Consider the following 22,482-nt stretch of genomic DNA (forward strand, 5'->3'; position numbering starts at 1 on the left):
TCTCAGTAGGTTTCAGGGAAAACTGTAAGGGTATAGAGTACTAAGCACAACTTTTGAAAAGGAGTTTTGGACATGGAAAATAAAGAGATGGATACATTTAAATGGGAGCTCAACCGGATTACGAGAGATATGACAGAATTTGTGCATAGTTACGAAAAGCTCGATGAATCACAGAAAACGAGCGTCCACAACAACTATCCGTTTGAGTTAGATCTTCACGAATTAAAAAACGCGTTAGCTAAATGGAATAACACCGTAAACAAAATGTAAGCCAGCCAAGCACCTCCAATGAGTGGAGGTGCTTTTTTCATGGAGCGAACATCTTTTATAAGGAAAAAACATACATCTAATAAGGTAGCCAATCGAATTTGTAGGAGGGGAACGATGTACACCAATAGGAAATATTACGAACCTTATATTAGCCCCTTTGACCCGTGTAAGCCGATTCGAGTGAAATCTTACTCTACGCCTCCAAACCTTTACTTAGGTTTCCAACCTCCAGGACTCGAGCAGTTTTCGCCACGAGAAGCGCTCGCAGCAGGAACGCTCTGGAAAGTGTTCTATGACCCTTACGAAAAGAATAAGGAGGGCTAACGATGAAGCACAAACAGCTACCGAACGAGTATTACGAGTTACTCGAAGAGCTTCAGGCTACTGACTTTGTGCTGTTAGAACTAACGCTCTACCTCGACACCCACCCGAATGACATCGATGCGATCAAGCAGTTCAATGAGTTTGCAAAATTGAGGAAGCAATTAAGGAAGAGGTATGAAAAAGATTACGGACCTCTTCTACAGTACGGATTAAGCTACAGCAGCTACCCGTGGAACTGGAATGATACCCCATGGCCGTGGCAAGTTTAATTTGGAAAGGATGAGTGCTTTTGTGGGTTTATGAAAAGAAACTGCAATATCCAGTAAAGGTAAGCACATGTAATCCGATGCTTGCGAAGTTTCTAATTGAGCAATACGGAGGCGCAGATGGCGAACTCGCCGCTGCCCTCCGATACTTAAATCAACGTTACACGATCCCAGATAAAGTCGTAGGACTTCTAACCGATATCGGTACAGAAGAATTCGCTCATCTCGAAATGATTGCAACGATGGTTTATAAACTAACGAAAGATGCAACACCTGACCAAATGAAAGAAGCTGGACTCGGCGCGCACTACGCAAACCACGACAGAGCACTCTTTTATCAAAACGCAGCCGGCGTCCCATGGACAGCAAGCTACATCGCAGCAAAAGGCGACCCGATCGCTGACCTTTACGAAGACATCGCCGCCGAAGAAAAAGCCCGAGCCACCTACCAATGGATCATCGACCTCTCCGACGACCCAGACCTAAACGACTCCCTCGCCTTCCTAAGAGAACGAGAAATCGTCCACTCCCAAAGGTTCAGAGAAGCTGTGGAGATTCTGAAGGAAGAGAGGGATAAGAAGAAGTATTTTTAGTGCGAAAAGCGGAGACGAGCGGGTAGAAACGGAGCTATTGGAACTCTTGGAATTGAACACGTTCTTTGTGTTCAGTTGAAAGAGTGAAATAGCGTAGTTTCTGCGAGGCGCAGCTGGACATCGAAAAGCGGAGGTGGCCCGTTTAAATACGCAGGGAGTTGGAAGAAGAGCGAATGAGACGTCTTTTTGTCTCAATCGCTCTTCTGAAACTACCGGAGTATTTGGCCACCGCAGCTGGACATACCGAAAAGCGGAGGTGGCCCGTTTAGGCTCGACAAGCGCTGGAAGCGTTGTGGATGAACACGCTTTTTGTGTTCAACCACAATGCTGAAGCGTCTCGAGAGCCTGGCCACCGCAGCTGGACATGAAAAGCGGAGACGAGCGGTTAGAAACGGAGCTATTGGAACTCTTGAAATTGAACACGTTCTTTGTGTTCAGTTGAAAGAGTGAAATAGCGTAGTTTCTGCGAGTCGCAGCTGGACATAGCGAAAAGCGGAGGTGGCCCGTTTAGGCTCGACAAGCGCTGGAAGCGTTGTGGATGAACACGCTTTTTGTGTTCAACCACAATGCTGAAGCGTCTCGAGAGCCTGGCCACCGCAGCTAGACATGAAAAGCGGAGGTGGCCGGTTTAAATACGCAGGGAGTTGGAAGAAGAGCGAATGAGACGCTTTTTGTCTCAATCGCTCTTCTGAAACTACCGGAGTATTTGGCCACCGCAGCTGGACACGAAAAGCGGAGGCGAGCGGTTAGAAACGGAGCAGTCGCAGCCTGTAAACCTCAGTTCGCCGATAAAATCCTCATTTTCGCTGATATATTTAAAAAAGCGCTGATAAAACCATCATTATCGCTGATATATCAGAAATTTCGCTGATATCCGTCCAATTATCGCTGATATCTTTACCAAAGCTCCCTGCGAAATAAGCAGTACACCCTAAAACAAACCTGTTATTGTCCAAAATCTCTATTTATTAGCTAAAATCATGTTTTATTGTCCAAATCTAAGTTTTATTAGCCAAAATCGAATTTTATTGGCTAACTTACCGCTCTAACATCAAAACAAAAGCCATGCCGCTACCGGCATGGCTTATCTTGATTGATCTTCCATTCTTGTTTTTCTTGGTCGCTGATTCAGCTTGAGCTCGATGATCTTCCCTGCACCCCATAATAAACCGATGGCGAGGACGATCAGCACCAATTGCAGTGGTTGATGGATTAACGAAAACACGTCATGTCCGATGAATGAAACGATGGCGATCATGACCATTTTTCCAAGAAGAACAGCTAGTACAAAACTTCTGATACTCATATTTGAAAGTCCAGCGACAACGTTGATGAGGGCTGATGGTGTGAATGGAAAGCACAGTAAGAGGAACACCATGCCAAACCCATGTCGCTCGATCCACCTTAGCGTCTTATCGATCTTCTTATGCCTTGTGATCAAACCCATGAACCGCTGTCTTGCAAGTTTTCTTACGACAATAAAAACGAGCAATGCACCTAGGGATGCACCTAACCATGAAAGAAGTGACCCATACCAAAAACCGTAGGCTGCAGCATTACCGGCCACAAAAAGAAACAATGGCAATATCGGGAGCACTGCTTCTAGCATCGGTAGCAGGATGCCTGGCAATGGACCAAGTGCAGCATACTGGTTAAGCCATTCTTTTATCGTCTCTTCGTTTAAAGAATCAATAATCATTCCCCACTCCATATGGGAATCAACCTCGTTTCATGATGCGAGTGTCATTTAATGTGACAGCACGAATTGCATTTCTTACTCTATATTAAAGCATAAATAAAGATCGATAGAAAGTTGGAAGCTATTTCATCAGAGCTGTATAGACCTCAAGATCCAGCGCTTCTGCTTTATCTTTGTTGTATGTTTTTTCAAATTGTGGGTCTGCAGTAATTTTGGCTCCCCAGAACATAGACTCGATCACCTGCTCAACTTCAACGTTGATCTTAGCAAGTTTTAATGAAACGCCGCTCATCGCCTTTTCTAAAATGGATGCGTTCCCTTGAATAGAATATACCGTTTCTAAGCCGATGATGGATAGTACGACACCCTTGTTACCTTTTACATTTTCCACCGTTCTAGAGTTACTCGTCACGGAAAAACGAATATTGTTCTTATCCAACGCTTTCACCCAGGAAATAGCTGAAACATTCGGAGTGCTTGTTTCATAGTCGATCGTCGATAGCATGACTAGTTTTTCGCCATTAAGAAACGATGCTAAGTCTTCTGTCAATTCGGTAACTTTATCTTTCTTTGCCATTCGCTTCATCCTTTCACTTCTATCTCTACTCTTTCCTAAAAGATTAGCACGAATACTTCATTATGGAAACGCTTCAGAATAAGGAGGTTAACAAAAAAATTGCCGCACTCGAAGAGTACGGCAAAAAGGGGGAAAATCAATGTGAAACATCATTACTTAGGGGGTTTGATACTAACTATACCCGGTTTTCTAGTTTCAAAACCTTAAAATTTATTTTTTTAACAATTTTAATGAGGCGCTTACCTTTTCCCTTACACGCACAATGTCAGGAAGGTAAGATAGCTTAACGGTTACTGGAGATAACGATGTGGCATGGCCCATATCGAGGTTTATGAGAAAACCTGTATCTGACTCTTCAATATCATAGATGAGGATATCATCGCCATTCCGATCTTTAATGGAAAGAGTGATGAAATCTTCTTTATATGGAAACTGACTGATCTCGTTTTCATTAATCATATGTAGCATTCGAATGACATCGTGTTCAACGGAATCTTGCGCCTCTAAAGAAAGAGCAAGAGCGTGCGACGATCCTCTCGCTCTCATACTGATCCCATAAGAGACTCCACCATAATTACCTGCTTCGACAACACCGCCATCTTTTAGCTTCGTTAACTCTTCAGAACTTAATGTTGATTCAACCGAGCCAGTTTTATCCCTAAGAATTCCCGCTATTTCAAGATTCAACTTCTCTTGTAATTCTTGAAAAGGTTGCATCGTTATTGAGAAACGATCACCTTCATTTTCGACTTTGTACCCATTTTGAAAGGTATGGTCTCCAACCTGCTCATTAACTAAGATGTAGGAGAGATCGTTTAAGTCTGATTCAAAATACAGCTTATTTTTTGTGTAGGAAGCTGTAAATTTTTTGAACTCAATGGTCCCATCTCCCACTTGCAACGCTTGATCTAAATCGGCTTCTGCAAAAGGTGTTCCTTTATAACCCTTTTCCACCTTTAACGTCACATCGTTCAGTGTTTTTTTCTTTTCACCATGGCTTACTACGATGTCTTTTAACGTTAATTCCTCCAAATTGAGTAAGTCCATTTCTTCTTCAGTAATAAAATTCAGGTTACTTTCAGGGGTCAAGATAACGGCTTGATATAAACGGTATTCATTTACTATCGGTTTCTGTGATTGAATGAGATGTTGCTCCACATACTCTGATTTTTTTGCACCTGATCCATCTCTATAGCTAATACTTCCAATGGAAAGCCGCGGGAGGTCGAACGGCATGTCTTCTTCATTAAGCGAAAAGGAATAAGATAGGTAGATTCCACCGTATGCTACCACCATCGCTTCGTGTATGATCAACTCTCGATCCAAGTCGAGAATCGGAATAGATTTATTGTATGTATTGATAAGGTCGAGCTCTTTCGCTAATTTGAATTGGGGGATCATTTGATTCATGTGATCATCAAGTGCTTCTGCAGACTCAACGACATCAAATGCTTTTGAGTTCACTTCAAAATTCGGCTCTCTATTTTGCAGAAAGTTGAAGATCACCAGAAACAATCCGAATGTAATTAATATTCCGACTATTTTATATAGATTGAGTTTCTTCATTCTTATCCCCCTATGTGTTGTTCCTTCTAGTTTAGCATACGTTTTGAATTCAACTAAAAAAAAACAGCAGATGTTCTGCTGTTTTTAAGGTTGAATTTCAACAGGAATACGGAATACGAACTGTTCCTTTTCCCCTTCGTATTCGATTGGAACTGCGACTTCAATTTGGTATACACCGGGATCGAGTTCTGGCGTTAGCTGTGCTTGTCCTTCAATCACTTCTTTTGGTGTTACTTCGACTGTATCCGTTGGTTCTTCAGAGCCAAAAGGGATCACAACTTCATCCGTTTTATGCTTTGTAATTTGATAATTCAACATCTCACCATTGATCACTTTAAACGAACCATCTTTTTCACCGCTGTATCGAAGTTTAGCGACTAAAGAAACTTGGTTATCGATCAGCTTACTATTTAGTAATCCCCCTACTGGAATTTTTGGTTGTGTTTCAGATCGAGATACGACATCCTTTTGATCTTCACTTAGAACATACTCACTCGTGTTCATTTTGCCGTCACTCATCAAAACGTTTGTGGCTCCGACGATAACAAATACGATAAAGAAAACAATGATAAACGTTGTACCGTTAAACTTGATTCGTTTCATGCTGACATCCTTCCATCCCTTAACTCAATGCTATTAGTATAGCATTTTCTTTCTCTTGTTGGATGAAGAATCACACAAACTTTCTAAACAGTTTGTTACACTAAAAGGAAACCTTCACCTGAAAGGATGTCACACATGCTATCGATTGTAATGGACGTATTGATTGCTATCGGACTTTTTTTCTTTTTACTGTTTGGATTGTACTTAGTCGATGTGTTTCGTCGCAAGAAGTAAATTAAGCTTCTGGCCCAGCCTTATATAACACTGATGGTGCCGGATCCACCACGGATGCGTCGAATTCTGTTTGAATTTTTGTTGGCGGAATTTCTTTTATTGCCCTTACAAGTTCCTCTTCATCAGGGCTATACCCTTTGTTTGATAAATACTCCATGATTTCATGAGTAGAAACTGGTTCTTCAACATTTCTTAGAAATTCAAGAATTGCGTTCTGCATATCAAGTCCCCTTCCTTGTCATTTTAACTCCATGGTTGATTATTATCTCCATAGGTTCATTACCCATTCAATAAGTAATGTAACCGTATAACAAGGTAAACCCTTTCCATTTCATCTAATTTTCGCTAAACTTAAACATACTAGCACATGTATAGAGGCATGTGTAAGGAGGGAGAAAGATCAGTGCGTCACATTATTCTTTTACTTACAATTGTGATCGCTTTCGTTATCTCTGGCTGTCAGAACAATGCTGAGCCAACAGATACAAATGGGGGTGAAGAAGTGTCTGAGGAGATTGATTTTGAAATCGTCCAAATGAATAATGCACCAAACGATATACAGACCACTTTGCAACAAAAATGGATTGAAAGAGCGACATTCGCCGTTCCTTCAGGAGATCACCTTTATATCATTATTACGCGAGGTGAAATGCCAACAGGAGGGTACTCGGTCACAATCGATAATATAACTAAAGAAGGAAACAAGCTGCTCGTTACATACTATACGACGGACCCTAAAAAAGATGACATGGTGACCCAGGCTATTACGAAACCTTTCACAATCGCTAAGATCGACCATACGAATGCACGTATTAACTTTCAGGAAATCAAAAAAAGCTCCCCTAACTAGGCGGAGCTTTCTAAACCTTTCGAAAGGATGAGTGGATGATCGTCTATGAACATAATGACTGCTTTGTCATGATCAGGCAGCACGAACATGCGCTTCTATCAGGACAGCTTGCCAAGAAGCTAAACCGAACGTACTGGCCAGACCTTTCATATCAATATGATGTTCTCTATGCGATTCACCATCACGATCGTGGATGGAAAACGCTGGATTCGGTTCCAATATGGAATGACGATGAAAAGTTCCCATTCTCTTTCATGGACTACCCTCTTCCGATCAAGCTCGATTACTACCAAAAGGGAATCGAAGAGGTTTTAAACTACAGCTCATACGCTGCATACCTTTGCAGTAAACATTATCAATCCTTCTTCAAACAAGCTACTTCGCGAAGAGGGGTCAGCTTTTACAATCATGAAAGCAAACGCCAAAAAGATTTGCTACATGACTTCGAGGTCCAGGAAGACCTCTTTACATTTCACTTTCAGCTCCTTCAATTTTTCGACGATCTTTCCTTATATGTATGCTTTCAAGAACCAGGTGTCACGAAAGAAAACGAACTTACGTGGTTTAAAGAAGGCTTTTCACAGTCGTTTTATTTTCTTGAAAAGGACGAACGCATACTCGCTAATTGGAAGGATGACCATACGATTCAATTATCACATCCACTGATTCCAACAGACGAGCGTTTTTCAATTCAAATAAAGCGCGTTCCAAAAGAGCTTGTTCAAAAAGATGGGATCGCATCAGCTTATGAAGCAACGTCTGTTGAACACCGCACATTTCAATTTTCACCCCCAAAAAGTTAAAATCTAATGAAAAACAGAGAAAACCGACGCATATTTAAGTATTTTAAGCATGAGTTCGCTTACACGGCACTATTAGGGGCTCGTCACATTCCTATTTCCTGCGTATAATTCACCTTGTTTTGTCCGGTTCACCTTTCCGGGGAGGAAAGGAATACGCAGAAAAAGGAAGTGTATTATTTGTCAATTCAACAATTAAAAAGTGAATGGTTTGGGAACGTCCGTGGTGACGTGATGGCAGGCCTAGTCGTAGCGCTTGCTCTTATCCCGGAAGCCATTGCTTTCTCTATAATGGCAGGAGTCGATCCAATGGTTGGATTGTACGCCTCATTCTCTATCGCCGTCGTCATTTCGTTTACTGGTGGAAGACCTGGAATGATCTCTGCAGCAACAGGTGCAATGGCTGTATTGATGGTTACTCTTGTCGCCGATCACGGACTGCAGTATTTATTTGCAGCAACGATCTTAACTGGTATCTTGCAGATTGCTATGGGAGTCTTGAAAGTCGGTAAATTTATGAAGTTCATTCCTCGTTCGGTTATGGTAGGCTTTGTAAATGCCCTGGCTATCCTGATCTTTAGCTCACAGCTGCCACATTTCGTTGGAGAATCTTGGCCGATGTATCTCATGGTCGCTGGAGCTCTTGCAATCATTTACCTTTTACCAAGGTTTACAAAAGCTGTCCCTTCCCCACTCATTGCCATAATTGTGATTACGATCATCGCAATTATGTCAGGAAGCGGAGTACGTACAGTTGGAGACATGGGTGAGCTTACCCAAGCACTCCCAGCATTCTTTATCCCTTCTGTTCCATTTAACCTTGAAACACTAATGATCATCTTCCCTTACTCATTAGCGCTTGCTCTTGTAGGACTTCTCGAGTCGTTCCTAACAGCATCGATCGTTGATGATATGACGGATACAGATAGTAACAAGAACCGTGAAGCAAAAGGGCAAGGTGTTGCAAACATCGTAACAGGTTTCTTTGGCGGTATGGCTGGTTGCGCAATGATTGGACAATCTGTCATCAACGTTAAGTCTGGTGGTAAAGGCCGTCTTTCTGCACTAGTTGCCGGTTCGTTCTTAATGTTCTTGATCCTTGTGATGGGAGATATCGTGAGTCAGATTCCACTAGCGGCTCTTGTTGGGGTTATGATCATGGTATCAGTCGGAACGTTTGACTGGTCATCACTTACAAACTTACACCGCCTGCCAAAAACAGATGCAGCGGTAATGGTCGTGACGGTATTAACCGTATTATTCACGCACAACCTTGCAAACGGCGTACTTGCTGGAATCCTCTTGAGCGCTATTTTCTTTGCTGCAAAAATCTCTAAGATTCATGTTAACAGCACACTTGATGATGCGAATAATCGCAGAATCTATGAAGTTTCTGGTCAAATCTTCTTCGCTTCGGTCACTGATCTCGTGAAAGCATTTGACTATAAAGAAAACATCGACCGTGTTGAGATCTCACTATCAGATGCTCACCTCTGGGATGATTCAGCAGTTGGTGCGATCGATAAGATTCATGCAAAATTTGTTCAAAACGGCATTTCTGTTAAGTTCGTTGGCTTGAATGAAGCAAGTACAACATTGATGAACAAACTATCCGATAATAATTCAGATAAAGTTGCGTCTTAAATGGAAAGGCACTTCCCCTTTTTGAGGAAGTGCCTTTTTTATATACAATTTCTACAATAAGTATGTGATGCCATAAATCAGTACTGCAAGAGTTGCGATTGAATAATTAAAAAGGCGATTGTCTTCTTTCCAATTCTCAGCGTTGAACTTTTCAAAGGCAAGGAGTCGGTATTTCGTCTCGCTTCTCACTCTCAACACATCCTTTTATTTAACTATTCAGAAAATATCTTTCTTATATTGTAAGCGCTTACTTTATGTTTGTAAAGAATTCTTCTCATATAAATAAGCGCCCGCATGGACGCTTATTTGTGCAGCTCTATTGGTAGTTTGATGCAGACGGTTGTTCCGATCCCTTCTTCACTTTCAAACGTAAGCTCACCTTGATGGTTTTGAATAATTCTTCTACAGATCATGAGTCCAAGTCCATTCCCTTTTTTCTTGGTTGTGTAGAACGGTTCGCCTACATGAGGTAATTGATGATCTGGTATGCCTGTGCCGTTATCTTTCACTTCAATCATAATATCTTTAGAGTCCACATAAACGGATACAACGATTTCCCCACCGTCTGGCATGGCTTCTATCGCATTTTTCATCACATTGATCAAGACTTGCTTGATTTGATTTTCACTGCATGTAATGGATGGGGCTGTATTAATAAGGCGTGTGTAGATTTGTACATTGTTTAAGATCGCCTGTGTTTCAATTAATGTCAGCACATTCTCAATAAGATCGAGAATGTTTGCTTTTTCAAAAGAAACGGCTTGAGGCCTTGCCAATACCATAAATTCGTTTACGATCATGTTGATTCGATCGAGCTCAGACATCATGATCTTAATAAATTCTTGATCACTTTCATCAGAAAGCCTTGACTTAAGAATTTGTGTAAACCCCTTCAATGATGTGAGTGGATTTCTGATTTCATGAGCGACTCCAGCCGCAAGTTCACCAATGACCGAGAGTTTATCAGAAGTTCTTAGGAATTCTTCGGTTTGTTTTCGATTCGTTATGTCTTTTCGAATATAAACATATTGATAGGGTTCTCCTTTATCATCTAGAAAAGGGACCACTGTCGTATCAACCCAAAAGATTTCTCCATCTTTCTTTTGATTGTTTATTTCACCTTTCCAAACTTCTCCATTGGCGATCTTCTTCTCCATCTCATGGAAAAAAGCAGGGGGATGATACCCTGAATCTAATATCTTATGTTCTTTACCCATCAGTTCCTCTTTTGAATAGCCAGAGGTTTTACAAAACCGGTTATTGACAGATGAAATTCTTCCTTGCTTATCTGTAATCGATACGAGCGCACTTTCATCTAACGCATACTTCATATCCTTCAGCTGTTTAAGGGTCTGCTTTAATTCTCGCTCCGCTTCTTTTTTCTCTGTAATATCTCTTGTTACGACAACGAGTGTTCGCTCACTGTCCACTCCTGCAGGTATAAGGGTTGCTCGATCCTCAAGACATAGCCACGATCCATCGGCATGTTTTCTTCGAAATTCCACAACAGCTGGTGAGTGATCAAGTGGATCATCCTTTAATAAATCAACGATACTTCTCTGGTCATCAGGATACACATCGAGTTCGATGGATTCACCCAGGTAATAATGTGGTGGATGACCAAGAATTGTTTCGTGGGAGGGAGATGCGTAGATCACACGATCACTCTCAACATTCACTAAACTTATGAGCTCTGAAGTATGTTCAGCAATAAGTCTGTATTTCTCCTGGCTTTCTCTTAGAGCTACGGCTGTCTCTCTTTCTGACGTAATATCTCGTACGATACTAAATGCACCATCAATTTTATTATCTATGTAGACTGGAATCGTAATGATCTCCACATCTACTGTAACTCTTACTTCGTGTAAGAGGGTCGTTTGAATTTGAGTGATCTGTCCTGCTAGCGTATCTCTAAATGCTTTGTCGACTTCCTCTCGATCTTGATGAATAATAAATTCTGTATAATGTTTGTTAATAACAGTTTCACCACTTTTGTGAGCAAACTGTTCACCAAACTTATTCATATTTTTGACGAGTCCATCGAGGTTTAGAGAATAGATCATACCAGGATAATGGGTAAAGAGAGACAGATACTTCTCGTATTCTCGATGTAGCTCATGAAGCTGGTGTTTTTCTATGAGAATATTCTCTGACTGTTTGACCATTATTTCCTCCCCAATTTATGGTAAAATCATTATCTTCCTACACTTTTCTACAAGATTAGGTTTTTATCCTGCTTTTCTTAAAAAAATCCAACAAAAAAAGCCGTGTCTAATTAACGGCTTTTGCATTCGTTAAGTGGATCAACTTCGTCTTTCCACATTTGTTCATTTCGAAGAGCATACAACGTCCAATCATCGTTCCCATTATAATTAATATCATTGCATTCTCGAAATTGTACGATGGATTGAAAGATACTGCCTTCGATCGATTCTATTAATTGATTTCGCTTAGGGTGTTCTTGTATCCAATCAAACAACTCTTCGTTTAGAATTGCTTTAAGGTCAATTTTCATGATGATTTCCTCCTTAATTAACCCACACAGGAAGAAAAATATTTACCTCTAATTTCTCTAACCCGCTTATTACGTAGTCCGGCGTTGCATAAGAGCATTTAACAACCGGTCTAACTCCTGACTGCAGCGAATCGTTTTTTCAGAAGCAAATCCATACCGTCCAGCTATATCGAACATTTCTTTTCGTTTTTTCTCGATGATTGCTTCATACTCATACATTCTGCATTCCTCCTCAATCGAACACATAACCATTATGCCCAATACTGAGTGGAATCAAAACGCATTCGACTAAACTTCTAATTACTTTGCATATAGTGCATAAATTAGACAAGCTTCGCCGCAACCTATTTATCAAGAATGTTATAAGAAAGTCATTTAAATTACTTATTTGTCTTATTCCCCAAAAAACAGGAAACCATGCATTTTGAAGTATAGAATTGCTTTATATGAACAAAACACATCAATCTTACTATATTATGAATACCTTCCTGATCATAAAAAAAGAACCAGGTGTGTTGGTTCTTTAGAGTGCCGAGAAAACTTTATTAGCTATCTACCGATAATGAGATTTCTCAAATACGCGTTGTATTAAGAGAAACATCAACTTGAAATGACGGCAAGTAAGGTTTGGTAGGGTAATCGTTCGGAAAGTTTATCTCATTTAACTGTATTCTAGTAGGAGTGAATACCGCTTGACTCCCGCGGAAGAACGGGCGTCAGAGACCCCGGACCGGACGTTCTTTGTCCGGGAGGAGGCTCGGGCGCTCGTCCGCAGGAAAGCAAGCGGTATTCAAACTCCTACGGTATAGGGAACAAAGTGACACGAGTTCAAGACACTGATCCTCTAGATCCTAGAAGCTCTCGATTACTGTTCAAATAGCTGATACAGCGAAACATCATGCTCATGATCTGGTCGATCTGTTTCATGAATTCTCGCTGTTTCCTTCTGCTCGTTTACGCTAGTCAACCAGACTGGGTTTCCGTTATGAAGGACTTGAATCTCTTCTTTTGAAGCTAATATTTGCTTGGCTCTCATTGCATCCACTAAAAACATCCTCTCGTCTTTTGTTTTCAGTTTGTACTAGTAAGAGTCAATTATTCATCCTTTTCCTTCCCACTCGTTATAAAATTGATCAAGAAATGCCTCCATAAATTTGTGGCGCTCTTCTGCTAGCTCTTTTCCTTTTTTCGTGTTCATCGTGCCTTTTAGCTTTAACAGCTTTTCATAAAAATGATTGATTGCTGTAGAACGTCCTTTCCGATAACTTGATACCGACATGGCTTCTCTAGGTGGAAGGTGCGGGTCATACATCTGATCCCCCTTGGATCCAGCGTACACGAACGTTCGTGCAATTCCGATCGCTCCGATAGCGTCCAACCGATCTGCATCCTGCACAACTTTTGCTTCAAGGCTCTCAACTGGCGGCATCCCTCCTCCCTTAAAAGAGATGGTGGAGATGATGTTTAAGATATGATCTGTTTCTTTAGTGCTAACTTTCTTTAAAAGATGTTCGACTTCTCGTATCCCTTCTTCAGGATCACCAAGCTTATCATCAACAAGATCATGAACGAGTGCGGCCACTTCACAAACGAATCCATCGGCACCCTCTGCTTCAGCAATCGTCTTTGCATACTTTGTTACACGATCGATATGTGACCAGTCATGGCCGCTCCCTTCATTTTCAAGCTTTTGTTGAACATACGCACGAATTTCTATAATTACATTCTCCACTTCATTACCTCCTGCTTCATAAAAAAAGGTCAGCTTGTTGGCTGACCTAGATCATCTCTTCTATTTCTGCTTTTTCTTTCAGCTCTTCTCTAAGCTCTTGAACTTCTTTTTGCAGCTTTGTTTCTTCAAGGTAGCTCTTGATTCGGTCTTTCATTTCATCATAAGATGGCGGGTTGTCCGCGTCCTTTGTAAACTGCTCATCGTAAAATGCCTTCATTTCTTCTTCAGTGACTTCTGGCGTGTTAATTTTCTCTTCTACATATTTATCAACTACAACAATGTTTTCATATTGAGTTTCAAGCTGTTCAAGTGTTAGCCCTTGCTTTTTCAAAGCTTCTTGTAACTGCTCTTCACTTTGAAACTGTGACTTCACTTGTTCAAGCTCTGTTTCTACTTCCTTATCAGATGCTTTATAGCCTTCTTCTTTAGCTTGTTGCAATAGAAGTTCCTGACCGATCAGGTTGTCCATCACTTCATTCTTAATCGTCTCGGCAGTTTCACTTTCAGAAGGGTCTTTTCCTTCCATCGTATAGCGTAGTTGCGTTTGCATCAACATTGAATTGTAGTCTTTCCCTTTAATTTCTTCACCGTTAACAGTCGCAACTATTTTATCTTCTTCAACCTTCATTGCTTCGAGTTGTTTTTGCGTTTCTTCCATAGACACCGTATCATTCTCGGAAGTTTCTTTCTCTTGCGTGTCCCCTTCATTGTTTGAACAAGCAGCTAGTAAGAGGGCTGCTAACAGGACTAGCATACTTATTTGTTTTTTCATGCTGTGTCGTTCTCCCTTCACGTTTGGCAATTTTCCTATGTAAATGGTATCACACATTCAATGACTTTTACGACATAGAAAAGAGTATTTTGGTAATTTTTTGATACTTTTCTCTAAAGAAAATCCCTGCTAATGCAGGGATTTAGTTCACATAATAATACCGCTTCTCTAGCAATTCTTGTATGAATGACACGGCGACACAAACACCCCAATAAATGAAGGCAACCAAAATATAAAGTGTCATGAAATCAAACTCGCGCCCTCCGACTCTTTGAGCATGATGGAGCAGCTCTGGCACTGTAATAACGGCCGCTAGAGAGGATGCCTTGATCAAATCTAGCATCACGTTCGATAATGGAGGGATCGCAATCCTGGTTGCTTGAGGTAGAATGACCTCTTTCATCGTTCGCCAGTAGGACATTCCGAGCGCTGTTGAGGCTTCCCATTGTCCTTTTTCAATCGAAGAAAGCGCAGAACGCTGAATCTCAGCCATGTAAGCTGCACTGTTCAAACTGAATCCGATCAACGCAGCTGTTATGGCCGAAAACTCAATTCCTGCCATCGGAAGTCCAAAGTACAATATATAGAGAAACACTAGAATCGGTGTCCCCCTCATGAACGAAATGTACAACCGAGCTGGCCACCGTAACATTTTGACCTTCGACATTCGACCGAGAGCTAGAAACAAGCCGAGGATCAGGCCGACGATCATTCCGACGACCGAAATCAACATGGTTAACCCTAGGCCTTGAATCACATAGGGAAACGATCTTATCGCAAGATCTGCATCAAATAGGTTTTCAGGTTGAAAATTCCCCATTTGTTACAACACCCTTCTACTGCTCAAAATCAACATCAGGCTCTACTGAAACATCTGCACCGTTGAAGAACTCTGCAGAGATCTCTTTCAGCGTACCGTCTTCTTTCATTTCCTTGATCGTTTCATTAACCTTTTCTAAAAGCTCGTCATTTCCTTTATTCATCACAATCGCTTGATTGTTTGGTAGATACTTGATGTCGGGGTGAATCGTGATATTTAGTTCAGGAAATGCAGCTAAAGCGAGCGTTTGAAGGTAATAATCATTTAAAATGATATCCGTACGACCTGTAGAAACGTCTCGTAAATATTGTTCGTTGGTAGCATTTGAATAGATTTTCTCTTCAGCACCATTCTCTCGAGCGATCTCCATATAAACTGTGGTAGATGCGCCTGCAGCGATCTTCCCTTCAAGATCGTCTAGTGATTCGATGCCTGACAGATCATCTTTACGAACGATCGCTGTTCCATAAGAATATTTTACAGGCTCAGAGAAAGTAAACTTTTCTTTACGTTCTTCCGTATCTGTAATGTCATTCGCTGCAAGGTCGACTTGACCTGACTTTAGACTTGTCAGCATGCCATCGAAGCCCATTTCCTTAAATTCAACTTCAAGCTCAAGGCGCTTTGCCATTTCCTTTACAACTTCTACTTCATACCCAGTGATCTCATCAGAACCTTCTTTATAATACGAAGTTGGGTAAAGCGTTCCTGAAGTTGCAACGACAAGTTTGCCCTCTTCCTTGATCTCATCCCACTTTGAAGTCGTTTCTTCGCTTTGTTCGTCATTCGAACAAGCACTTATCGCTAACACGAGTAGTCCTACAACAAACATAGGTACCAATCGTTTTATGTACGTAGACATACTAGTAATCCCCCTTTAATATACTAAACAGTTAAAAATATATCATTTTTTTACGACAAAATGCAACAAATTGTACAACTTCCTGCAACATACTAAGTATTCGCTTTTTTCACAAAATAAAAAGCACGACCGTTTTCTGTAAGTAGTTCAGTTTTGGAGTACAAAAACACAATTTGTACCCTTAAATGAACTGCTTTTTTCATATGAAAGTGTGTACTAATTTGCACCCTAATTCACAAGGAAAATTGCAACCATAAATGTCAGTTTTATTGGAAGAATTATGGTAAAATGAAGTGGAAGTATCGATCCGTAAAAGAGCAGTTTAACGGAACTTTAGAAACTTAACTAAAATGGGTTTCGTATAATTCTAGTTGTCAAATACGGGATTTAAAGGGGGATATTGATGAATAAGATTTCCGTTCAATCGTTGCTTTTGGTTCTGAGTTTAGTTATCTTTGCAGGTTGTGCTAACGAGGAATGGGAGGAAAGCGGCATTTTTGAATCAGGTAGCTACAAAATGATTGGAGTCGAAGACAAACTAGGATTTATTTATGATTCTGAAGTGACCCGATTTTATCCCGACAGAGAAAACAAGTATATGTGGCATCTATGGGGTAACCCAGGAAATTTAAAAGGAAATTTGAAAGTTACTGCTACTCATAATAAATCTAATGAACAGGTTACCGTTATCGAAGGTTTACCATTAGGAGGAGCTCACAATGGTGCAGATGCCCATACCCCTTCAATGATGTCTCTACCTAAAAGCGGTATGTGGAAATTGGATGCTTATGTTGACGAACAGTTACACGGTTCTGTATTTGTAAAGGTATATGAAGAATAAAATGCTTCGATTCAGTATTCAATTATAGGGAGCGTTTGCTAAATAAATTGCATTGTTTTGTATTCAATAGTATGAAAGTAATAGCCTTTATTTACTGAATAAATAAAAAACGTTTTATCATTATGTTACAATTACTCAATATATCATCTACATATGAGTTATGATAACTGACCGATAATGATCATTTCACTACCCCGAAAATATTGAGAAGTTACTAGAAATTATCTAATTTAATGGTACTGAATGTTTAGTAAGACCCTTAAAATAGTAGTAAACGAGGAGGTTCAACACCTTATGTAAATACACCCTTTTTTAATCGATAACAAAAAACGATAAAAAGGGGTAGTTAGAATGAAATTATCATCTTTTCGGTATTTATGGATAGGACAAGCCTTCGCTAATCTTGGCGATGTTTTTTATATTGTAGGATTAATCTCTATTATGTTCGCAGCCTCACAGTCAGCATTCTATTTAGCTATGCTGCCATTTATTAATACAATTGGACGGTTTATAAGCGGATACCTCTCTCCCATATTATTTAATAGGTACCCGTTAAAAACACTCTTATCCGGTTCTCAAAGCAGTAAAACCGTTGTACTGTTTATTTTGGCGTTCATCATCACAACTTTTTCTCAAGATGGAATGCTGATTATTCTGCTTTCTATTTTCATCATTGCCTTCCTAGACGGATGGGCAGCACCAGCTAGCCGTGCAATGCTTCCAAGGTTAGTAGAGAAAAAGGAAATTGTTAAAGCAAATAGTTTTTTCTCTGTTATTAATCATGTGAATCAGCTAGGTGGTTGGGCACTTGGAGGGGTATTGGTTTCCTGGATAGGAGGTCAGACCGTCATATGGGTAACGGTTATCTTATTTACTCTATCTAGTGCTATGATGCATCTGATTCAAGATCCAACAGAATTTACTTCTAGAAATGGAAAGGATCCTATAGGAGCGGTTTTGAGGCAAGGTTGGAAAACGATTTGGGAGACACCTGTATTTAGGAAAATTCATGTTGTGATCTTTATAGAATCGATAGCAAATGTTGTGTGGATAGCTGCTATTATCTATGTTTTCGTTTCTCAAGTTCTTCATAAAAGTGAAGCATGGTGGGGGTATATTAATACCACCTTCTTTATTGGTCTTCTTGTTGGTGGCTTGATTTGCACCACCTTCTCATCAGTCATTGAAAAGAATTTGAAGCAGTTAATGCTATATTCTTCAATCAGTGCAAGTGCATTAACTTTTCTTTTCGGCTTTAATGATATTGCATGGATTGCCTTACTTTTGTCTGTGTTATATGGGATCGGAGAGCAGATTAAGGGGATTACAATTGAAACTTACCTTCAGAATGAAGCGACAACCGAAGAATTGCCCAAAATTTATGGAGCACAGGGAGCCTTGACTTCTTTAACGTTTGGACTGTCCTCATTGTTGCTAGGTGGCATGGCGGATCTTTTTGGTGTACAGCAGGTATTTCTATTATCCGCAACATTATTAGCGATCGCTGCTATTTATATTCTAGCTTCAAAACAATATTTTAAAACTAAGTATGCACATAATCATCAAGCATAAAATTTTCTCTACGGGAAGACTGCACTAATCAACGGTGTGGTCTTTTCTTTAACAATCGGGAGCAAATTTGAAAGGAGTTATTAATGTGAGAGTAACCATAGCTTTAACTCATTTCTCTCCTACTCTTAATGTATCGGAGAATCTGGGAAGAATGATAGCATTAATATCCAATGCAAAAGAAAATGATATTGTAGTAATGCCCGAAGGTTGCTTATCTGGATATGACGAGAATTTGAGTTTTCTGGACTCTACTGTTGCTTTTCATATCGAGTCGTCATTCGAGCAGCTACAATCCATTGTTGATGAAAGAAATATACATTTATTATTTGGCTCATGTATTTTTGAAAGAGGAAGTTGGTACAACGCAGGTATCTATATGGCACCTCATAGAAAAAGGCATACATATAAAAAAGTAAATTTAGCCTACCAAGAAAGGGGTATGTTGCAACCAGGTAGTGAATTATCGTGTTTTGAGTTACACCTAGGAGATTCAAGCATACTTGCTTCAATACAACTATGTCGGGAGATTAGGTTTCCTGAGCAATGGAAAGCCTTGGCCCAAGAAGGTTCACAAATTACTTTCTATTTAACTAATGTAACCAATTCAGATAATCTATCTGTTTGGAATGCGCATTTAATTAGTCGTGCTGCCGAGAACCAAAGGTTTGTAGTATCATCTAATATATCTCACCCTGAGCAAGGCTGCTCCTCCATGATTGTATCTCCTAAGGGGAAAATTATTAAGAAGCTCCAAGATGATGTAGAATCCATTGAAAGAATTACTATTGATTTAAACGAGAATTCTAATTGGTATGTAAACCAAACTCGTCGGGACGTTGTTAATATTGTGACGAGTTAAACCATGCATATTAAGATAACCAATATTAATTAGAGACAGAGCGGAGGATGCACGCCATGGAAATTAAAGGACTTAACCACTTTCTCTTTTCTGTATCTGACTTGGAACGATCTATAGATTTTTATAAGCAAGTATTTAATGCTAAGTTACTTGTAAAAGGAAGAAAGACGGCCTACTTTGATCTTAATGGATATTGGCTAGCTTTAAATGAAGAGAAGGATATACGTAGGAATGACATATCAAAGTCCTACACTCATATAGCCTTTTCGATTGAGGAAGATGATTTTGATCATACAAATGAAGAGTTAAGACGGTTAAATGTAAACATTCTGTCAGGTCGGAAAAGGGATAGTCGAGATAGAAGATCAATCTATTTTACTGACCCTGATGGTCATAAGTTTGAATTTCACACAGGAACTTTGGAGTCGAGGTTAGACTACTATAAAAAAGAAAAGACACACATGGAATTCTATGATTGAGGATTGTAGAACTAGAGTGTTCAATTAAAGGGAGCTTTAACTGAATAAGTCACCAAACAGGAGCTTGGAATATTCCAAGCTCCTGTTCTATATTCTTGTTTCTTGTTGCCACAATCCCCCCTTGTTTTTGGAGATAAATTACACCCATTTTAACACCCCAAATTACAATCAAACAATAATTATTGTCCAGTGTTAATTTACGCTGCGTTTTCCATTACATTTTTGACAGGAAAATGATGAAATCCCTTACCACATCAATGAAAAAAGAGTATCAAATTGACCTGCAATTTGATACTCATATAGCTATGCATTTTCACTTTTTGTACTTCAAAACTGAACTACTTACGTTTTCTGGAAGTGCTTTCTTAGCTTAACTCTAATGATGACGCATTTGCTCATCGATCTTGTCATGAAGATATGCGGTAGCTTCGTCAAGGTGCTTGATCGCCTCACCAGGAAAGCGGTCGATCTCTTTCGCTCTCTTCACATGACCATATAGTACAAGATCTTGTGAGTTCATAATGATTTCAAGAACTTCACTACCGATCTCATCCTTCCTTTGATCCATATGAATCGCTGTTTTGTATTCTCGAATTACTTCAGCAAGTATTTGCAAACGTTGAATATCCATACACTCAAACTCCTTACCTTTAGTCCTATTAAAAAGGTTACCACGATTGGTAACCTTTTTACATCATCTTACTTCATAAATCGGAGAAGATCGCCGTAAATCACGCGATCAGAATAATCTAGCTCATCTTGTACGTGTTCGAAGTGTCTTGCACATTTGTTTCGATTCGTTTTCTCTCCCGTTTCTTTGTTGTAGCATGTGTTCTTCGTATACACATAATCCTGGGTCACAAAACTTCCGTCACGTAAGATCACAAGGTTTTTTCGATCAGGTGCTAAGAGACTTCTACCAAAATTCAAGCCATTCTCCTCTTCAACACCCAGGAGTTCAAGGATAGTCGGCTTAAGGTCGATCTGCCCTCCAACGGTGTCAAATACTTTTCCCTCTTGACCTGGAATATGGATGATCAACGGTACTTTTTGAAGCTGAATGTGCTCTACTGGACCGATTTCTTTACCGAGGTATTCACCGATCGCGTTATTGTACGTTTCAGATAACCCGTAATGATCCCCGTACAGAACAAAGATTGAGTCTTCATAAAGCCCTTCTGCTTTTAAGTCTTCAAAGAACTTTTTGATCGATTCATCCTCATACCGAACAGTTGCAAAATAGCGATTCACAACGCTTTGGCTCGTCTCTGGTAATGGGATGTACGTGTCTTCTTCTTCTAGCAAGAATGGGAAATGATTTGTGAGCGTGAGAAATTTTGCTGAGAAAGGTTCTTCAAGCTCTTTCAGATAAGGAATAGACTGTTCAAAGAAGGGGATATCCTTCAGTCCATAGTTGATTGAATTCTCATCTGTAACATCGTAATCTTTCTTTGAATAAAAACGATCATAACCTAGTGTTTCATACATTTCTTCACGATTCCAAAACTGGCGGTCATTGCCATGGAATGATGTCGTCGTATACCCTTCCTCCTTCAATACTAGCGGAAGAGAATGAAAGTTGTTTTCTGGTTTCCTAACGAAGACCGAACCTCCTGCAAGAGGGTACAAACTATTATCGATCATAAATTCAGCATCTGACGTTTTTCCTTGTGCAGTCTGGTGATAGAAATTCGGAAAGTAAAAACTCTCATCTTTTAAGCTGTTCAAGAATGGCATAACTTCTTTGCCCTCAACTTCTTCTTCCATCATAAATGCTTGAGTGGACTCAAGTGAAATAAGAATAATGTTCTTATCTTCTGCAACACCGAAGAAAGAAGACCGGTCTCCACTGTTCTTATCTACAAAGTCCTGTATTTCAGATATATCTGTATCGTCCGCGAAAACGCTATTTAAAGATGTGATCGATTGGAAAGCTACGTCGTACACGTGATAGGTATAAGCTCCTAACGACTTCACGAATAGCTCACGGTCGTAGGATTTCTCAAATAGTAATGGATGGAGCATAATCGCAAACACTGCTGTCACGAGAAACATTCCCGATGCAAGATAAGCTGTTCGCTTCTTTAGCTTGCTAGATAAGGTAGTCCCATGAATCTTCCACTTTTTCAATAGCCAAAACAATACGAACGAATCTAAGACAAGTAAAGGATCATACCAGTTGATCAGTTCGACCGTACTTTGACTCAATCCACCTACGTTACCAAACTGGAAAAGAACAGGCACCGTTATAAAATCTATGTAAAACCGGTAATAGAGCACATTTGCATATAAAATCACAGATAACAAAAAATAAACTGCTAACATCAGCCCTGGTTTTGAATGTTTCTTAAAAAGGCCGATCCCAAGCAGCAAAGAAATTGCTCCTAGTGAATTGATAAACAACAACAGCTCTTCTCCAATCCCGGTCATCGTTAATGAAAACTCAAAGCGGTAGACAACATATGTTTTCACAAATAACAGTGCTACTAATATAAAATAGAATTGCCATATTCGCTCTTTCCTTTTCTCTACTTCCATCTACTCCAACCCCTTACGTCTCCCTGTATCGTTCTATTCTATACATTAATACCACTAATAGAGGGA

General features: G+C 40.0%; 27 protein-coding genes. 11 read left to right on the forward strand and 16 right to left on the reverse strand.

The window, feature by feature from the left end; all coding sequences use genetic code 11:
- Positions 1 to 72: 72 nt before the first annotated feature.
- The 4 genes from ACXADT_RS16555 to cotJC all read left to right on the forward strand — a co-directional run bounded on the left by ACXADT_RS16555 (position 73) and on the right by cotJC (position 1,453).
- Positions 73 to 270, forward strand: a complete 198-nt coding sequence (locus ACXADT_RS16555) for a hypothetical protein (RefSeq protein WP_270181567.1) — start codon at positions 73 to 75, stop codon at positions 268 to 270.
- 114 nt (positions 271 to 384) lie between these two features.
- Positions 385 to 594, forward strand: a complete 210-nt coding sequence (locus tag ACXADT_RS16560; RefSeq protein WP_270181566.1) for a spore coat associated protein CotJA — start codon at positions 385 to 387, stop codon at positions 592 to 594.
- A gap of 2 nt (positions 595 to 596) precedes the next feature.
- Positions 597 to 863, forward strand: coding sequence for a spore coat protein CotJB (locus ACXADT_RS16565; protein ID WP_270181565.1), 267 nt, complete (start codon positions 597 to 599; stop codon positions 861 to 863).
- 20 nt (positions 864 to 883) lie between these two features.
- Positions 884 to 1,453, forward strand: a complete 570-nt coding sequence (gene cotJC / locus ACXADT_RS16570) for a spore coat protein CotJC (protein WP_270181564.1) — start codon at positions 884 to 886, stop codon at positions 1,451 to 1,453.
- 1,084 nt (positions 1,454 to 2,537) lie between these two features.
- Here the strand turns inward: cotJC and ACXADT_RS16575 are convergent.
- The 5 genes from ACXADT_RS16575 to ACXADT_RS16595 form a co-directional block, all read right to left on the reverse strand.
- Positions 2,538 to 3,152, reverse strand: coding sequence for a TVP38/TMEM64 family protein (locus ACXADT_RS16575; RefSeq protein ID WP_270181563.1), 615 nt, complete (start codon positions 3,150 to 3,152; stop codon positions 2,538 to 2,540).
- Positions 3,153 to 3,273: 121 nt separating this feature from the next.
- Positions 3,274 to 3,729, reverse strand: coding sequence for a pyridoxamine 5'-phosphate oxidase family protein (locus ACXADT_RS16580; RefSeq protein WP_270181562.1), 456 nt, complete (start codon positions 3,727 to 3,729; stop codon positions 3,274 to 3,276).
- Positions 3,730 to 3,939: 210 nt separating this feature from the next.
- Positions 3,940 to 5,295, reverse strand: coding sequence for a hypothetical protein (locus ACXADT_RS16585; RefSeq protein WP_474831962.1), 1,356 nt, complete (start codon positions 5,293 to 5,295; stop codon positions 3,940 to 3,942).
- 84 nt (positions 5,296 to 5,379) lie between these two features.
- Positions 5,380 to 5,898, reverse strand: coding sequence for a hypothetical protein (locus ACXADT_RS16590; protein ID WP_474831963.1), 519 nt, complete (start codon positions 5,896 to 5,898; stop codon positions 5,380 to 5,382).
- Positions 5,899 to 6,133: 235 nt separating this feature from the next.
- On the reverse strand, positions 6,134 to 6,352 hold the full coding sequence (locus ACXADT_RS16595) for a transcription initiation factor IIE subunit beta family protein (protein ID WP_270181559.1): 219 nt from the start codon (positions 6,350 to 6,352) through the stop codon (positions 6,134 to 6,136).
- A 183-nt stretch (positions 6,353 to 6,535) separates the two neighbouring features.
- Here ACXADT_RS16595 and ACXADT_RS16600 point away from each other — a divergent pair, with 183 nt between their 5' ends.
- The 3 genes from ACXADT_RS16600 (at position 6,536) to ACXADT_RS16610 (ending at position 9,426) form a co-directional block, all read left to right on the forward strand.
- On the forward strand, positions 6,536 to 6,982 hold the full coding sequence (locus ACXADT_RS16600; RefSeq protein WP_270181558.1) for a protease complex subunit PrcB family protein: 447 nt from the start codon (positions 6,536 to 6,538) through the stop codon (positions 6,980 to 6,982).
- Positions 6,983 to 7,017: 35 nt separating this feature from the next.
- Positions 7,018 to 7,785, forward strand: coding sequence for a DUF3891 family protein (locus ACXADT_RS16605; RefSeq protein ID WP_270181557.1), 768 nt, complete (start codon positions 7,018 to 7,020; stop codon positions 7,783 to 7,785).
- A 231-nt stretch (positions 7,786 to 8,016) separates the two neighbouring features.
- The gene (locus tag ACXADT_RS16610; RefSeq protein ID WP_270182041.1) at positions 8,017 to 9,426 is read left to right on the forward strand and encodes a SulP family inorganic anion transporter; all 1,410 of its coding nucleotides are present in this window, start codon (positions 8,017 to 8,019) and stop codon (positions 9,424 to 9,426) included.
- Between the two features lie 51 nt (positions 9,427 to 9,477).
- On the opposite strand, the gene ACXADT_RS16615 is transcribed toward ACXADT_RS16610, so the two are convergent.
- The 9 genes from ACXADT_RS16615 to ACXADT_RS16655 all read right to left on the reverse strand — a co-directional run bounded on the left by ACXADT_RS16615 (position 9,478) and on the right by ACXADT_RS16655 (position 16,127).
- Positions 9,478 to 9,615 (reverse strand): hypothetical protein, encoded by a 138-nt coding sequence (locus ACXADT_RS16615; protein WP_270181556.1) that lies wholly within the window; start codon positions 9,613 to 9,615, stop codon positions 9,478 to 9,480.
- Between the two features lie 113 nt (positions 9,616 to 9,728).
- Positions 9,729 to 11,591, reverse strand: coding sequence for a PAS domain-containing sensor histidine kinase (locus tag ACXADT_RS16620; protein WP_474831965.1), 1,863 nt, complete (start codon positions 11,589 to 11,591; stop codon positions 9,729 to 9,731).
- Between the two features lie 110 nt (positions 11,592 to 11,701).
- The gene (locus ACXADT_RS16625) at positions 11,702 to 11,941 is read right to left on the reverse strand and encodes a hypothetical protein (protein ID WP_270181554.1); all 240 of its coding nucleotides are present in this window, start codon (positions 11,939 to 11,941) and stop codon (positions 11,702 to 11,704) included.
- A gap of 69 nt (positions 11,942 to 12,010) precedes the next feature.
- Positions 12,011 to 12,160, reverse strand: a complete 150-nt coding sequence (locus ACXADT_RS16630; protein WP_270181553.1) for an aspartyl-phosphate phosphatase Spo0E family protein — start codon at positions 12,158 to 12,160, stop codon at positions 12,011 to 12,013.
- Between the two features lie 646 nt (positions 12,161 to 12,806).
- Positions 12,807 to 12,977 carry an H-type small acid-soluble spore protein gene (locus ACXADT_RS16635; protein ID WP_270182040.1) on the reverse strand — a complete coding sequence of 57 codons (171 nt, stop codon included), beginning with the start codon at positions 12,975 to 12,977 and terminating at the stop codon, positions 12,807 to 12,809.
- Between the two features lie 63 nt (positions 12,978 to 13,040).
- Positions 13,041 to 13,673 (reverse strand): HD domain-containing protein, encoded by a 633-nt coding sequence (locus ACXADT_RS16640; RefSeq protein ID WP_474812481.1) that lies wholly within the window; start codon positions 13,671 to 13,673, stop codon positions 13,041 to 13,043.
- Between the two features lie 46 nt (positions 13,674 to 13,719).
- The gene (locus tag ACXADT_RS16645) at positions 13,720 to 14,445 is read right to left on the reverse strand and encodes a SurA N-terminal domain-containing protein (RefSeq protein ID WP_270181551.1); all 726 of its coding nucleotides are present in this window, start codon (positions 14,443 to 14,445) and stop codon (positions 13,720 to 13,722) included.
- A gap of 142 nt (positions 14,446 to 14,587) precedes the next feature.
- Entirely contained in the window at positions 14,588 to 15,265 is a 678-nt protein-coding gene (locus ACXADT_RS16650) for an amino acid ABC transporter permease (RefSeq protein ID WP_270181550.1), read from the reverse strand.
- A gap of 16 nt (positions 15,266 to 15,281) precedes the next feature.
- Entirely contained in the window at positions 15,282 to 16,127 is an 846-nt protein-coding gene (locus tag ACXADT_RS16655; RefSeq protein WP_442865160.1) for a transporter substrate-binding domain-containing protein, read from the reverse strand.
- A gap of 403 nt (positions 16,128 to 16,530) precedes the next feature.
- On the opposite strand from ACXADT_RS16655, the gene ACXADT_RS16660 reads away from it, so the two are divergent.
- From ACXADT_RS16660 to fosB, 4 genes are all read left to right on the forward strand, one after another.
- Entirely contained in the window at positions 16,531 to 16,968 is a 438-nt protein-coding gene (locus tag ACXADT_RS16660; protein WP_474831967.1) for a hypothetical protein, read from the forward strand.
- Between the two features lie 351 nt (positions 16,969 to 17,319).
- Entirely contained in the window at positions 17,320 to 18,540 is a 1,221-nt protein-coding gene (locus tag ACXADT_RS16665; RefSeq protein ID WP_270182347.1) for an MFS transporter, read from the forward strand.
- 85 nt (positions 18,541 to 18,625) lie between these two features.
- On the forward strand, positions 18,626 to 19,399 hold the full coding sequence (locus ACXADT_RS16670) for a carbon-nitrogen hydrolase family protein (protein WP_270182346.1): 774 nt from the start codon (positions 18,626 to 18,628) through the stop codon (positions 19,397 to 19,399).
- 56 nt (positions 19,400 to 19,455) lie between these two features.
- Entirely contained in the window at positions 19,456 to 19,878 is a 423-nt protein-coding gene (fosB, locus tag ACXADT_RS16675) for a metallothiol transferase FosB (RefSeq protein ID WP_270182345.1), read from the forward strand.
- Positions 19,879 to 20,254: 376 nt separating this feature from the next.
- On the opposite strand, the gene ACXADT_RS16680 is transcribed toward fosB, so the two are convergent.
- Together ACXADT_RS16680 and ACXADT_RS16685 are read right to left on the reverse strand one after the other, a co-directional pair.
- Positions 20,255 to 20,509: a hypothetical protein gene (locus ACXADT_RS16680; protein ID WP_270181549.1), complete on the reverse strand. Its 255-nt coding sequence runs from the start codon at positions 20,507 to 20,509 to the stop codon at positions 20,255 to 20,257.
- Between the two features lie 68 nt (positions 20,510 to 20,577).
- Positions 20,578 to 22,416 (reverse strand): LTA synthase family protein, encoded by a 1,839-nt coding sequence (locus tag ACXADT_RS16685; protein ID WP_474831969.1) that lies wholly within the window; start codon positions 22,414 to 22,416, stop codon positions 20,578 to 20,580.
- Positions 22,417 to 22,482: the final 66 nt, after the last annotated feature.

This window comes from Anaerobacillus sp. ABR4_321, assembly GCF_056158505.1.

What these genes read in the sequence shown, in the direction of transcription:
- ACXADT_RS16610 (WP_270182041.1), top strand. Translation starts at nt 8,017, where the DNA reads ATGGCAGGCCTAGTCGTAGCGCTTGCTCTTATCCCGGAAGCCATTGCT.
- ACXADT_RS16575 (WP_270181563.1), bottom strand. Translation starts at nt 3,152, where the DNA reads ATGATTATTGATTCTTTAAACGAAGAGACGATAAAAGAATGGCTTAAC.
- ACXADT_RS16645 (WP_270181551.1), bottom strand. Translation starts at nt 14,445, where the DNA reads ATGAAAAAACAAATAAGTATGCTAGTCCTGTTAGCAGCCCTCTTACTA.
- ACXADT_RS16560 (WP_270181566.1), top strand. Translation starts at nt 385, where the DNA reads ATGTACACCAATAGGAAATATTACGAACCTTATATTAGCCCCTTTGAC.
- ACXADT_RS16635 (WP_270182040.1), bottom strand. Translation starts at nt 12,977, where the DNA reads ATGAGAGCCAAGCAAATATTAGCTTCAAAAGAAGAGATTCAAGTCCTT.
- ACXADT_RS16565 (WP_270181565.1), top strand. Translation starts at nt 597, where the DNA reads ATGAAGCACAAACAGCTACCGAACGAGTATTACGAGTTACTCGAAGAG.
- ACXADT_RS16665 (WP_270182347.1), top strand. Translation starts at nt 17,320, where the DNA reads ATGAAATTATCATCTTTTCGGTATTTATGGATAGGACAAGCCTTCGCT.
- ACXADT_RS16585 (WP_474831962.1), bottom strand. Translation starts at nt 5,295, where the DNA reads ATGAAGAAACTCAATCTATATAAAATAGTCGGAATATTAATTACATTC.
- ACXADT_RS16655 (WP_442865160.1), bottom strand. Translation starts at nt 16,127, where the DNA reads ATGTCTACGTACATAAAACGATTGGTACCTATGTTTGTTGTAGGACTA.
- ACXADT_RS16685 (WP_474831969.1), bottom strand. Translation starts at nt 22,416, where the DNA reads ATGGAAGTAGAGAAAAGGAAAGAGCGAATATGGCAATTCTATTTTATA.
- ACXADT_RS16650 (WP_270181550.1), bottom strand. Translation starts at nt 15,265, where the DNA reads ATGGGGAATTTTCAACCTGAAAACCTATTTGATGCAGATCTTGCGATA.
- ACXADT_RS16590 (WP_474831963.1), bottom strand. Translation starts at nt 5,898, where the DNA reads ATGAAACGAATCAAGTTTAACGGTACAACGTTTATCATTGTTTTCTTT.
- ACXADT_RS16555 (WP_270181567.1), top strand. Translation starts at nt 73, where the DNA reads ATGGAAAATAAAGAGATGGATACATTTAAATGGGAGCTCAACCGGATT.
- ACXADT_RS16595 (WP_270181559.1), bottom strand. Translation starts at nt 6,352, where the DNA reads ATGCAGAACGCAATTCTTGAATTTCTAAGAAATGTTGAAGAACCAGTT.
- fosB (WP_270182345.1), top strand. Translation starts at nt 19,456, where the DNA reads ATGGAAATTAAAGGACTTAACCACTTTCTCTTTTCTGTATCTGACTTG.
- ACXADT_RS16620 (WP_474831965.1), bottom strand. Translation starts at nt 11,591, where the DNA reads ATGGTCAAACAGTCAGAGAATATTCTCATAGAAAAACACCAGCTTCAT.
- ACXADT_RS16580 (WP_270181562.1), bottom strand. Translation starts at nt 3,729, where the DNA reads ATGGCAAAGAAAGATAAAGTTACCGAATTGACAGAAGACTTAGCATCG.
- ACXADT_RS16605 (WP_270181557.1), top strand. Translation starts at nt 7,018, where the DNA reads ATGATCGTCTATGAACATAATGACTGCTTTGTCATGATCAGGCAGCAC.
- ACXADT_RS16630 (WP_270181553.1), bottom strand. Translation starts at nt 12,160, where the DNA reads ATGTATGAGTATGAAGCAATCATCGAGAAAAAACGAAAAGAAATGTTC.
- ACXADT_RS16680 (WP_270181549.1), bottom strand. Translation starts at nt 20,509, where the DNA reads ATGGATATTCAACGTTTGCAAATACTTGCTGAAGTAATTCGAGAATAC.
- ACXADT_RS16625 (WP_270181554.1), bottom strand. Translation starts at nt 11,941, where the DNA reads ATGAAAATTGACCTTAAAGCAATTCTAAACGAAGAGTTGTTTGATTGG.
- ACXADT_RS16660 (WP_474831967.1), top strand. Translation starts at nt 16,531, where the DNA reads ATGAATAAGATTTCCGTTCAATCGTTGCTTTTGGTTCTGAGTTTAGTT.